The sequence below is a fragment of the Geothrix campi genome, from assembly GCF_024609265.1.
Taxonomy (GTDB): Bacteria; Acidobacteriota; Holophagae; order Holophagales; family Holophagaceae; genus Geothrix; species Geothrix campi.
Genome location: NZ_JANHMP010000001.1, coordinates 770457 through 782365, shown reverse-complemented (window position 1 = coordinate 782365; position 11909 = coordinate 770457). Strand labels below are relative to the sequence as shown.

The 11909-nt window shown below is 65.3% G+C and carries 9 protein-coding genes; 5 read left to right on the top strand and 4 right to left on the bottom strand.

Translation table 11 applies throughout. The annotated features are described in order from the left end of the window. Positions 1-107: 107 nt before the first annotated feature. The 3 genes from NOV65_RS03720 to NOV65_RS03710 form a co-directional block, all read right to left on the bottom strand. Positions 108-863 carry a hypothetical protein gene (locus NOV65_RS03720; protein WP_257304467.1) on the bottom strand — a complete coding sequence of 252 codons (756 nt, stop codon included), beginning with the start codon at positions 861-863 and terminating at the stop codon, positions 108-110. Then, positions 860-1546: a ribulose-phosphate 3-epimerase gene (gene rpe / locus NOV65_RS03715; RefSeq protein ID WP_257304463.1), complete on the bottom strand. Its 687-nt coding sequence runs from the start codon at positions 1544-1546 to the stop codon at positions 860-862. Before rpe ends, NOV65_RS03720 begins: the two co-directional genes overlap by 4 nt. Positions 1547-1660: 114 nt before the next feature. Further along, the gene (locus NOV65_RS03710) at positions 1661-3265 is read right to left on the bottom strand and encodes an amidohydrolase (protein ID WP_257304461.1); all 1605 of its coding nucleotides are present in this window, start codon (positions 3263-3265) and stop codon (positions 1661-1663) included. 79 nt (positions 3266-3344) lie between these two features. Here NOV65_RS03710 and NOV65_RS03705 point away from each other — a divergent pair, with 79 nt between their 5' ends. The 5 genes from NOV65_RS03705 to NOV65_RS03685 all read left to right on the top strand — a co-directional run bounded on the left by NOV65_RS03705 (position 3345) and on the right by NOV65_RS03685 (position 10131). Next, the gene (locus NOV65_RS03705; RefSeq protein WP_257304460.1) at positions 3345-5000 is read left to right on the top strand and encodes an acyl-CoA mutase large subunit family protein; all 1656 of its coding nucleotides are present in this window, start codon (positions 3345-3347) and stop codon (positions 4998-5000) included. Between the two features lie 109 nt (positions 5001-5109). Further along, complete coding sequence (locus NOV65_RS03700; RefSeq protein ID WP_257304458.1) at positions 5110-5361, top strand: hypothetical protein; 252 nt, start codon at positions 5110-5112, stop codon at positions 5359-5361. Positions 5362-5579: 218 nt separating this feature from the next. After that, the gene (locus NOV65_RS03695) at positions 5580-7442 is read left to right on the top strand and encodes a cytochrome b/b6 domain-containing protein (protein ID WP_257304456.1); all 1863 of its coding nucleotides are present in this window, start codon (positions 5580-5582) and stop codon (positions 7440-7442) included. Between the two features lie 52 nt (positions 7443-7494). Further along, on the top strand, positions 7495-9669 hold the full coding sequence (locus NOV65_RS03690; RefSeq protein ID WP_257304453.1) for a cytochrome b/b6 domain-containing protein: 2175 nt from the start codon (positions 7495-7497) through the stop codon (positions 9667-9669). Between the two features lie 228 nt (positions 9670-9897). Continuing rightward, a complete protein-coding gene (locus tag NOV65_RS03685; protein WP_257304451.1) occupies positions 9898-10131 on the top strand; it encodes a cytochrome c3 family protein in 234 nt (77 codons plus the stop codon). 64 nt (positions 10132-10195) lie between these two features. On the opposite strand, the gene NOV65_RS03680 is transcribed toward NOV65_RS03685, so the two are convergent. After that, positions 10196-11896 carry a phospho-sugar mutase gene (locus NOV65_RS03680; protein ID WP_257304449.1) on the bottom strand — a complete coding sequence of 567 codons (1701 nt, stop codon included), beginning with the start codon at positions 11894-11896 and terminating at the stop codon, positions 10196-10198. Between the last annotated feature and the right edge of the window lie 13 nt (positions 11897-11909).

Here is an 11909-nt window from a genome sequence, read left to right as displayed (position 1 = left end):
CACTGGATAAGATGCAGGAAAAGCAGGATCAGTGCCAGCCCATGCGACTCCACCACCGAACCGGGAGCGTCTCGGCACCTCGAGGTCTGGTCTCCGCGTGGCAGGAATCAGTGCTGCAGCAGGTTCCGCAGGTTGTCCATCTGCGTCTTCGAAGCCAGCGGGCGGGCTGGCTGGGAGCCATCGAGGGGCACTGCGAGCACCTCAGCCGATCCGGCCTTCCGCGAATCGTTCCGGGTCTCCACGACCAGGTAGACCGTTCGGCGGAGGCTGTCGTAGTGCCAACTGCCGCACGTGGTTCCCGCGGCCGTGACCGCGTGCAGATTCCGGCCCGACACGTCGCAGAGCCAGATCCTGGCCTCGTCGCCTTCGTCGAGGCGGCCGTTCCCGTTCGTGTCCGAATCGACGATGCTCACCACCAGGCCGTCGACTCGGGCGCTCCTGCCCTCTTCCCCATCCTCGAGGGTGTCGTAGCGGAGGATGAGGCTTTTCTTGGTGAGCAGGGGCCGGGAGGCCAGCGTTTTCGCGTCCACGAAGAGGAGGTTGAAGAGCGGGACGTTCGGGGCGCCCTTGCTGTAGCTCCCGATGCCTCGGGGCCCTTCGGTTTCCTGCGGGAGCCCCTCCACGGGAACGAGCAGGGTGTCCGTGCCCTTCAGGGGTTTCGGGAGGCCAAGACGCAGGATGGCGGCTTGGGAGGGGACGTCTGCGGCCATCGCCGAGGCTCCGGCCGGAAGGCTCTGGCCCCGATCACGAGAGGGCCAGAGCGAGGTGAGGCCAGTGATCAGCAGGAGGAGCAGGCCTACCAGCAGGAGCGTTCCGTTCACGGCCCAGAGGAGGCGGTTGTAGCGCTGGAGGTCGATCCTCATGCTCGCCGCCCTGCGCCCATCTCCTGCAAGAGCGAAGCGACTGCGGCCTTTGGATCCTCGGCCTTGAACACGGCGTTGCCGGCCACCAGGCAGTCGGCGCCGGCGCGGATGAGGTCCGTGGCGTTCTTCATGCTCACGCCACCGTCCACCTGGATGAAGAAGGGCACGCTGCGCTCGGATCGCAGGGCATCCAGGCGCTTCACTTTGTCGAGCACGCGGGGGATGAAGCTCTGGCCGCCGAAGCCGGGATTCACGCTCATGAGCAGGACGAAGTCGAAGTCGCCGACGAGGTCCACCAGGGTTTCGATGGGAGTGCCGGGATTCAGCACGACGCCCGCCTTTCCCCCTGCCTGCCGGATGGCGGCGAGGGTGCGGTGCAGGTGGGGATCCGCTTCCTGATGGATGCTCACCCAGTTGGCACCCGCCTTCACGAAGTCCGCCGCATAGCGCAGAGGCTCCACGATCATCAGGTGGCAATCCAGGGGCAGCGTGGTGGCCTTGCGCAGAGCCTCCACCACCGGCAGGCCGATGGTGATGTTCGGCACGAAGCGGCCGTCCATGACGTCCACGTGCACCACCCGGGCGCCCGCGGACTCGATCATCCGAAGCTCCTCGCCCAGCCGCGTGAAGTCCGCGGAGAGTAGGGAGGGGGCCAGCAGGGGGGCGGCAGGGCGGAGGCTCATGGGTCCAGTATTCCAGAGGCGGTCTTCATCGAGGTTAAAGACCTCCACTAAGGACGAAGGGAAACACAAGAACACGAAGAGTTATCCATTCGTGCCCTTCATGGAGATCCATATTCAGTGCCCGAGCGGCACTTCCACCCCGTTCACCCACAGCCGCCCGGGTTTCACCTTCCGCAGGGCCTCGGGGCTCACGTCTCCAAGGGGCGCCTGGATCCAGAGGAGATCGGCCACGGCCCCCTTCTGGAGCGCGCCCAGGTCCTTGGCGCGGCCCAGAGCCGCCGCGTTGCCGGCCGTGTAGGCGCGCACGGCCTCGATGCGGGTGAGGCGCTGGGCGGGCAGGAAGCCGCCGGGTGGGTTGCCGTCGGGATCCTGGCGGGTTTCGGCGGCGGCCAAGGCGACGAAGGGATTGGCGTCCTCCACTGGGGCGTCGCTGCCGAAGGCGAGCAGGGCGCCCCCGTTCGCGAAGCTGCGCCAGGGGAAGGCCTCGTTCACCCGTTCGGGCCCCAGCCGCGCCGGAGTCCAGCTGTGGTCCGAGGTGCAATGGACCGGCTGGATGCTGGCCACGACGCCGAGCTTTCCGAAGCGGGCGGCATCTTCGGCGGTGACAATCTGGGCATGCTCGATGCGCGGGGGCAGGGCGCCCTTGCCCTTCTTCATGGCCTGGGCGAGCAGGTCGAGGGCGGTTCTGTTGGCGGCGTCGCCGATGGCGTGGATGGCGGGCTGGTAGCCAGCCCGCAGGGTGATCGAGGCATCCAGGGCGACCTTGGCGGGGTCGGTGACCCACAGGCCCCGGGTGGTGGGTTCGTCCGCGTACGGCGCGAGAAGACGGGCGCCGCGGCTGCCCAGGGCACCATCCAGGTAGAACTTCACGCCCTGCACCTGGAGGAAGGACAGGTTCTTCGTCCGCGCGAGCTTAAGCTCCCGGAGCATCACGCGGTGGTCGTGGTTCAGGTAGGCGAAGACGCGGATGGGCAGGGCCCCCGCGGCGGCCATGCGCCGGTAGGCCGCCAGCTCGCGCGCCCCCACGCCCATGTCCGCCACGGCCGTGAACCCGTCCGCGCGCAGGGCGATGAGCCCGGCCTTCAGGCGAGCCTCAAGCTCGGCGGAACTGGGTTCCGGAATGAGCTTCTCCACGAGCTGGACCGCAGCATCCAGCAGGATGCCCGTGGGCCGGCCGGTGGCATCCTTGAGGATGCGACCCCCCTCGGGATCCGGCGTCTTGGGGCCGATGCCGGCCATGGCCAGCGCCGCGCTGTTTACCCAGGCCGCATGGCCATCCACGCGCTGGAGGAAGGCGGGCCGGGTCCCGGTGAACGTGTCCAGGTCGAGGGCCTTCGGGAAGGACTTGGCGGGCCAGCGGTTCTGATCCCAGCCCCGGCCCAGCAGCCAGCCCTGGGGGTGTGCAGAGGCCCAGGCCCGGACGCGGGCCAGGGTGCCGTTCAGGTCTACGAGCCCCGTGAGGTCGACCTTCCGCGACAAGGCGCCGAGGCCACCCACGTGGGCGTGGCCCTCGATGAGTCCAGGCAACAGGGTGCCCCCGGAAAGGTTGACGAGCTGGGCTTTGGGGTGGGCCTTGGCAAGGGTATCCGCGGTGCCCACGGCAAGGATCTTCCCTTTCTGGATGGCCAGGGCCTGGCCAGGTTCCGGGCCGTGATTGGTCCAGAGATCGGCACCGGTGAGGATCAGAATGGGAGCTGGCGGCGGGGGCGGCAGGGGCATGGTGGTCTCTCGGAGGGGGAAGCGCCAGTGTAGCGTCCCCACTCGAGGGGGCGATAAGGTGGATTCATTCGGAGGCCCCATGTACCAGAAGGATTTCCTGGATCAGGTGCGCGCGCAGCTCACGGCGCCGGAGGATCCGGCGAAGCTCCGCCAGCGGGTCTTCGAGACAAGTTCGGGCATCCCGCTGAAGAACAGCTACACGCCGGCGGACTTGGCGGACCATGATCCCCTGCGGGATCTGGGCGCGCCGGGGAAGTTCCCCTTCACCCGCCATGTGCAGCCTACCGGCTACCGGGGCCGCCTCTGGACCATGCGCCAGTACGCAGGCTTCGCCACGGCCGAGGAGAGCAACGCACGCTACCGGTACCTGCTGGAACAGGGCACCACGGGACTCTCCGTGGCTTTCGACCTGCCGACGCAGATCGGCATGGACCCGGATCATCCCATGGCCCTGGGCGAGGTCGGCAAGGTGGGCGTGAGCATCAGCTCCATCCACGACATGCGCACGCTGTTCCGGGACATCCCCCTGGACAAGGTCAGCACCAGCATGACCATCAACGCCCCGGCCTCGGTGCTGCTGGCGTTGTACCTCGCGGTGGCGGAGGAGCAGGGCGTCAGCTGGGACAAGGTGAGCGGCACCATCCAGAACGACATCCTCAAGGAGTACATGGCCCGGGGCACGTACATCTTCCCGCCGCGTCAGAGCCTGCGCCTCATCACCGACATCTTCGCCTTCTGCGCGGAACAGGTCCCCAATTGGAACACCATCTCCATTTCCGGCTACCACATCCGCGAGGCCGGCTGTACCGCAGCCCAGGAAATCGCGTTCACGCTGGGCGACGGCATCGCCTATGTGCAGGCCGCGCTGGATGCGGGGCTGAAGCTGGAGGCTTTCGCGCCGAGGCTCAGCTTCTTCTTCAATGCCCACAACCAGTTTTTCGAGGAAGTGGCCAAGTTCCGCGCCGCCCGACGCCTGTGGGCCCGGATCATGAAGGAGCGTTTCAAAACGGAGGATGCAAAAAGCCAGATGTTGCGTTTCCACACGCAAACGGCCGGCAGTACGCTCACGGCCCAGCAGCCGGACAACAACATCGTGCGCACCACCGTGCAGGCCATGGCCGCGGTTTGCGGCGGCACCCAGAGTCTGCACACCAACAGCCGGGATGAGGCCCTGGCCCTGCCCACGGAACAAAGCGCCATGATCGCGCTGCGGACCCAGCAGATCCTGGCCTATGAATCCCGCGTGGCGGACGTGGTGGATCCCTTCGCGGGCAGCTATCTCATCGAATCCCTGACGGATGAGCTGGAAGCTCGGGCTTCCGCGCTGCTGGCCAAGGTGGACGAGTTGGGAGGCATGGTCGCCGCCATAGAGAAGGGCCTGCCCCAGCGGGAGATCCAGAATGCGGCCTATGCCTACCAGAAGGCTGTGGAGAAGAGTGAGCAGATCGTGGTCGGCGTGAACCGGTTCGCCATCCATGGCGAGGTGAAGCCAGATCTCCTGCGCGTGGATGAGGCCTTGGGCGAGACCCGGCGCCGCCAGGTGGCGGCCGTGCGGGCGGGGCGTGACCAGGCTGCCGCCTCAGCCCGGCTGACGGAACTCACCGCTGCCGCCAAGGGCACGGAGAACCTCATGCCGCGCATCGTCGCGGCCGTGAAGGCCGAAGCCACCGTGGGGGAAATCTGCGATGCCCTCCGAACCGTCTTCGGGGAGTATCAAGAGCACTTGGTGGTCTAAATGGCTTAAAAGCCCGCAGTGTCCTGTAAGATGGTCCGACCAGGCACCCTTATTGCATTGCTGTAACCAACCCGTCCCGCCCCCTGCGGGACCCCATTCCGGAGGCACCATGCGCACTGCCACCCTCATCGCCGCTGCGGCGTTGATTCTCGCCATTCCCGCCCAGGCCAAGATGCCCTTCGTCAAGAAGGCGCAGGAACTCGGCTTCGCCGAGGTCAAGGACTGCAAGGCCTGCCACGTCGGTGTCGCCAAGAAGGGTGGCGAGATGACCGCCCGCGGCAAGTTCCTTGAAGAGACGAAGGCCAAGAAGAAGGCGGCCGAAGTCGATCTGAACTGGCTGAAGGACTACAAGGGCAAGTGAACCGCTGAAGTTGGTTCGTGAACTCCACCGGGCGGTTTTCCGCCCGGTTTTTTCTGTACCCATGGGATCTGACCCCCAATAAATTCGAACAGATGTAGCGACATATATTCACTCATACAATCATTTCCGATATCTGTTCTTGTCGTGATCTAGATCACCAACAGGTATCTTAATGGGAGGCAACCGCGCTAGGCTGATAGCCGACATGTGAGGTAGCTATGCGTCTGCTGCTAGCCGGGCTATTTTCCGTATTCCTTGCGGCGGCTCCCCCCTCGGCCAAGGACTGCGTCTCCTGCCACGACATTGATCTGGCCAAGTTCGCTGTCACAAAACACGGCAGCATGGCCTGCACGGATTGCCACAGCAGCATCACGAACCTGCCCCACGCGGACAAGCCTGCGCCGGTGAAGTGCGCGACCTGTCACGAAGACCAGGTCAAGGCCTACGGGAAGAGCGTCCACGGTGTCGCCAAGCAGAATGGGATGACCGACGCGGCCACCTGCGCCTCTTGTCACGGGCCCGCCCACGGGATCCTCGGGGCCAGCGATCCGGCTTCCAAGGTGGCCAAGAAGAATCTGGCGGACACCTGCGGCAGTTGCCACTCCAATCCCGACTTCCTCGCCAAGCACCAGATCCCCTTCGTGAAGCCGGTGGAGGCCTACCGCCTGAGTGTCCATGGCCGTGAAGTGGCCAAGGGGAATGCCGGTGCGGCTTCCTGCTCCGACTGTCATGGCAGCCACGACATCCTCGCCTCGCGGGACCCCAAGGCAAAGGTGAACCGGGCCAACGTGGCGGAAACCTGTGGTCTTTGCCACAGCGACATCCAGGGCGTCTACGCCGACAGTGTCCACGGGCTGGCCGTGAAGCGGGGGTCCAAGGACTCGCCCACCTGCACCGGCTGTCACGGCGAGCACGACATCCTGGCGCCTTCGGAAGCCGGCTCCCTGGTGAATGCGGCCCGCGTATCCACCATCACCTGCGGCCGCTGCCACGGGGACGAACGGCTGAATACCCGCTACGGATTCGGCGACAAGGTGCCCGCCTACCAGGACAGCTTCCATGGCCTCTCTATCCGGGGTGGCGGCAAGTCGGCCGCGAACTGCGCCTCCTGCCATGGCGTGCACAACATCCTGCCTTCCGCGGATATCCGATCCACCGTGAACCCGGCGAACCTCGCCCAGACCTGCGGCAAGTGCCATCCCGGCGCCGGGGCAAAGCTCGCGGCGGCACCCATCCACGTGCGCACCGCCACGATCTCCGAGCACATCTCCGTGCGCTGGATTCGCCTGGCCTACCTGGTGCTCATCCCCCTGACCATCGGCTTCATGCTGCTGCACAACTTCCTCGACTGGCTGGCCAAGCTGCGGCGTGGCCCGCACCACGGCGGCACCCACGAAGGGTTCCCGCGCATGAACCCGACCTTCCGCGTTACCCACGCCCTGGTGATCGTGAGCTTCGTCTCCCTCGTCATCACGGGGTTCGCGTTGAAGTTCCCCGAGGCGAGCTGGGTGAAGCTCTTCCAGTCGTTCGATCCCACTTCGAGCCTGCGCGGCGTGGTGCATCGCATCGCGGCGGTGGTGATGATGGCGGGCACCGCTTTCCACTTCATCCATCTGGCCCTATCCAAGCGGGATCGGGTGATCCTGGTGGAACTGCTCCCCTCCTGGCAGGACGCCAAGGACATCTTCAACATGCTCCGGTTCAACCTGGGCCTGATCCCGAACCGACCCACCTTCGGCATGTTCGGCTACGCCGAGAAGATGGAGTACTGGGCCTTCATGTGGGGCACCGTGGTGATGGCCGTGACGGGCCTCCTGCTGTGGGCCGAGAACTGGAGTCTGCGGCACTTCCCGAAATGGGTGCTGGATGCGGCCACGGCGGCGCACTGGTATGAAGCCATCCTGGCCACGCTCTCCATCCTTGTCTGGCACTGGTACCTCGTGATCTTCGATCCGGATGTCTATCCCATGGACCTGGCCTGGCTGAACGGGAAGGCCTCCGCGGACCACATGCGCGAGACTCGGCCCGAGTACTACCGGAAGGTCATCGAGAAGCACGAGACCGAGACAGACAACTCCTGATCCTTCGCCCGGCCCCTTACCCCGTCTCCTCCCCACCCCACAGGAACGACCTATGACCCGAACGCCTTCTGATACTCAGGCTCCCGCCGGCGGCAAGCGCCAAGGCGGCAGCCTCCTGCTGGCCCTGCTGACCGGCCTCCTCCTCGCGACCGCGCCCTTACAGGCCGCGCCAGCCAAGGCGGTCGTGAAGGAGAGCTGCTTCGATTGCCACAGCGACAAGGACCTTACCAAGGAGGGGCCGAACGGCACCACCGTGCCGCTCTTCGTGGATGCCAACCGCTTTGGGGGCTCGGTCCACGCATCGCTTTCCTGCAAGACCTGCCATGCCGAGATCCACAAGGACCACCCGGGCGATGGCAACCCGGTGCCGAAGGTGAAGTGCGGAACCTGCCACACAGAGCAGGACAAGGTCTACCAGGGCAGCATCCACGGCATGAGCAAGGCCATGGGTGCCTCGGCCGCGGCGAACTGCACGGACTGCCATGGGAACCACTACATCGTTCCCGTGAAGCAGACGGATTCGCCGGTCTACAAGATGAACCTTTCCCAGACCTGCGCGAAGTGCCACGCAAACAAGAACCTCACCGACGAATACAAGATGAAGTACCCCCAGGTGGCCTCCCAGTACCAGGAGAGCATTCACGGGAAGGCGCTGCTTGTGAAGGGGCTTATCGTGGCTCCAGGCTGCAACGACTGCCATGGCGTGCATGACATCAAGCGCAGCGTCGACCGCAGTTCGCCCATCAACCACGCCAACGTCGCCAAGACCTGCGGCAAGTGCCACGTGACGGTGGAAGAGATCTACAACAAGAGCATCCACGGCCAGCTCCTGGCCAAGGGCGATCCCCGTGGCCCCGTGTGCATCCAGTGCCATTCCGCCCACCAGATCGAAACGCCGGTGAGCGGGCACTTCAAGGCCGGCAGCGACATGGTCTGTGGTAAGTGCCATGCCGACCGCCTGGAGCACTACCGCGACACCTACCATGGCAAGGCCATGGCCCTGGGCAAAGCCAACACCGCCAGCGCGGTGGCCGCCTGCTACGACTGCCACGGGCACCACGACGTCCTGCGCGCCGCGGATCCCAATTCCCGGCTCTCTCCCGCGAACATTGTCAACACATGCAAGCAGTGCCACGCCAACGCTTCGGTCAGTTTTGCGAAGTACGCACCTCATGCGAACCCCATGGATCGCAAGAACTACCCGGTGCTGCACTACGTCTTCCTGATCATGACGACGCTGCTCGTGTGCACCTTCTCCCTCTTCGGCGCGCACACGCTGCTTTGGCTCTTCCGGTCCGTTTGGCTCTATCGTCACGACTCCAAGCAGTTCCGCGAGGCCAAGATCAAGATCCAGGAGGATGACGAGCAGTTCACCCGGTTCCAGCCCTTCGAGCGGTTCCTCCACATCCTGGTGGTGACGAGCTTCCTGCTGCTGACGATCACCGGCATGCCGCTGAAGTTCTACTACACCGACTGGGCGAAGGCGATCTTCCGCTTCTTCGGCGGGGCCGATGTGGCCCGCACCCTCCACCACTTCGGTGCGGTGATCACTTTTGTCTACTTCGCCCTGCACGTGAGCACCACCTTGGGCCACTTCTGGCGGAACCGCGGCTTCCTGAAGGACCCGGAGACGGGCGCCATCCGATTGAATCGGATCTTCAAGGCCATGGCCCATCCGGATTCCATGATCCCCACCAAGCAGGACGTGAAGGACTTCGTGGCCCACAACCGCTGGTTCTTCGGCAAGGGCCCACGCCCTGAGTTCGACCGCTGGACCTACTTCGAGAAGTTCGATTATCTCGCCGTGTTCTGGGGCGTATTCGCCATCGGCATTTCGGGCCTGATCATGTGGTTCCCGGAATTCTTCAGCAAGTTCATGCCGGGCTGGATGATCAATGTGTCGCTCATCATCCATTCCGACGAGGCCCTGCTGGCCGCCGGCTTCATCTTCACGGTCCACTTCTTCAACACGCACTTCCGGCTGGAGAAGTTCCCCATGGACACCGTGATCTTCTCGGGTCGCATCTCCAAATCCGAGATGCTCCACGAGCGGAAGCGCTGGTATGACCGCCTGGTGGCCGAAGGCCGCCTGGACAGCTTCCGTGTCAAGGATGAGTGGGAGGCCTGGAAGGGCATCGCCCGGAGCGCCGGCTACATCTTCTTCGGCGTCGGCCTCGTGCTGCTCTTCCTCATCATCTATGCCATGACCTCGCGCCTCGCACACTGACGCGATGCTGTGTGGAGAAGGGCTCCGGTTCGCGCCGGAGCCCTTCCTCTTGATGGTGAGGCGCCCCGGCCATGCATGGCGCCAAATGGCTTGAAATCAGTTGATTCCGAGTCATGACAAAGCTGTGACTGCCATCACTGACGATTCAGCCTTGCCATACGACACTCAAACCATCGATTCAGCCCTGCTCGGATCGGGTTCAAACCTCTACCCCCCTCAGGAGTTTCCATGCGCCGCATCACCCTCCTCACCGCCGCTCTGATCCTGGCCGTGGCTCCGATGGCCTCCGCCAAGCCGACCACCGTCAAGGGTGCCAAGTGCACTGCCTGCCACGAGGGCGCCCCCAAGGACAAGAAGTTCAACGCCGCCGCCACCAAGATGGTCGCGAAGTACAAGGAAGCCCAGTGCAAGGACTGCCACGGCTTCGCCGAGGGCAAGCTGACCACCATCAAGAAGAAGTAGTCGTTCCACTCTCCAGACATGAGAAGGCGCCGGATTTCCGGCGCCTTCTCGTTTCTGGCGTTGGCTAGAGGCCCAGAAGCGAACGGGCTTCCGTTTCCATGAGATCCAGCTGGGCTTCGCCGTCCCGGCCCTGGAGGTAGACCTTCAGCTTGGGCTCGGTGCCGCTGGGGCGGAAGGCGGCGAAGGCGCCGCTCTCCAGGCGGAACTTTAGGACGTTGCTGCGGGAGATGGGCAGGGCGGCCGCGCGGTTGTCGGGCCGGTCGAGGATGGGTTCACTGCGATCGCCGCCATGCCAGAGGCCGGTCTGGAAGTCCTCCCAGCTGACGACTTTCTCGCCGCCCAGGGTGGCGAGGCCCGCTGTGCGGATGCGGCCCATGGCCTCGGCGAAGCGCTTGGCGCCGCCGGGCCGGGGATCCTCCAGGTTCACCAGACGGTTGCGGAAGGTACCGACCTTGGCCATGAGGGCGTCCACGGCCTCGAACAAGGTCTGGCCCTTCGCCTTGTAGTGTCCAGCCAGCTCGGCGACCACCAGCGCGGCCGTCACACCGTCCTTGTCCCGCAGGTCCGGGGGCAGCAGCATGCCGTAGCTTTCCTCGGCACCGAAGGCATAGGGCTCGCCCAGGGCCTCCAGGCGATCCATGCACACCGCGATGTTCTTGAACCCCGTGAGCGTCCAGACCACGGGCAGGCCATGATGCCGGGCCACTTCGGCCATGAAGTCGGAGGTGACCACCGTGCTGACGACGGCACCCTTGCGGCCCTTCTGGGTGCAAAGGTAATCGAGGGTGAGGGCGGCCAGGTCATTGCCGGACATGAGCTCCCAGGTGCCGGTGCGTTTGGCCACCACGCCGATGCGGTCCGCGTCGGGGTCGTTGGCAAGGATGACCTCGGCGCCCATGGCCTCGGCCTCCTTCAGGGGCGCTGCGTAGGCGGCCAGCTCTTCCGGGTTGGGACGCGGGGCCGTGGGGAAGGTGCCGTCCTGGATCCCCTGGCTGGGGCTGACGGTCATGGCGATGCCGGCCCGTTCGAAGAGAGCGGGAATGAGGGCGATGCCGGTGCCATGGAACGGGGTGTAGAGGATGCGGGCGGCCTCGTAGGACTTCGGCCTCTGGAGCAGGTCCAGGCCCATGGCGAGGTAGGCCTTCTCCACCTCCGCGGGAATGGGCTGGATGCGGCCGGCCGGCACCACCGGCGGTTCGGGCACCAGGGGCAGATCGGCCATGTGGGCCTCCACCTCCGCATCCCAGGGCTCCACCACCTGGCCACCCAGGTCGTTGTAGGCCTTGAAGCCGTTGTATTCCTTCGGATTGTGGCTGGCGGTGACGATGGCGCCGCAGCCGGCGCCCAGGCGCTTCATGGCGAAGCAGAGGAAGGGGGTGGGCAGGGGCCGGTCCCCGAGGAATACCTGGTAGCCCGCGGCAGCCAGCACTTCGGCGCAGGCCATACCGAAGGCCTGCGAATTGAGGCGGGTGTCGAAGCCGACGACGGCGATCATCTTCCCGGGCGCTTTCCGGCTGGCGACGCTGGCCAGGGCCATGGACACGCGGCGGATATTGGGAAGGTTCATGCGGCGAAGGCCCGCGGCCATGAAGCCCCGGAGCCCGCCGGTGCCGAAGGCGAGGGGCTCGGAAAATCGGTCCTCCAGTTCGGCTGCGGCCTTGGCATCGCCGGCCTCGGCGACCCTCAGCAGGGGCTCAAGTTCCGCCCGGAGCTCCGACTCCAGGTGGGGGAAGGCGAGGTAGGCGCGGGCGGAATCAAGGCTCATGGAAGGTCCCGTA

Coding starts and splice junctions, on each gene's coding strand:
- NOV65_RS03720 (WP_257304467.1), bottom strand. CDS start 863: ATGAGGATCGACCTCCAGCGCTACAACCGCCTCCTCTGGGCCGTGAAC.
- rpe (WP_257304463.1), bottom strand. CDS start 1,546: ATGAGCCTCCGCCCTGCCGCCCCCCTGCTGGCCCCCTCCCTACTCTCC.
- NOV65_RS03710 (WP_257304461.1), bottom strand. CDS start 3,265: ATGCCCCTGCCGCCCCCGCCGCCAGCTCCCATTCTGATCCTCACCGGT.
- NOV65_RS03705 (WP_257304460.1), top strand. CDS start 3,345: ATGTACCAGAAGGATTTCCTGGATCAGGTGCGCGCGCAGCTCACGGCG.
- NOV65_RS03700 (WP_257304458.1), top strand. CDS start 5,110: ATGCGCACTGCCACCCTCATCGCCGCTGCGGCGTTGATTCTCGCCATT.
- NOV65_RS03695 (WP_257304456.1), top strand. CDS start 5,580: ATGCGTCTGCTGCTAGCCGGGCTATTTTCCGTATTCCTTGCGGCGGCT.
- NOV65_RS03690 (WP_257304453.1), top strand. CDS start 7,495: ATGACCCGAACGCCTTCTGATACTCAGGCTCCCGCCGGCGGCAAGCGC.
- NOV65_RS03685 (WP_257304451.1), top strand. CDS start 9,898: ATGCGCCGCATCACCCTCCTCACCGCCGCTCTGATCCTGGCCGTGGCT.
- NOV65_RS03680 (WP_257304449.1), bottom strand. CDS start 11,896: ATGAGCCTTGATTCCGCCCGCGCCTACCTCGCCTTCCCCCACCTGGAG.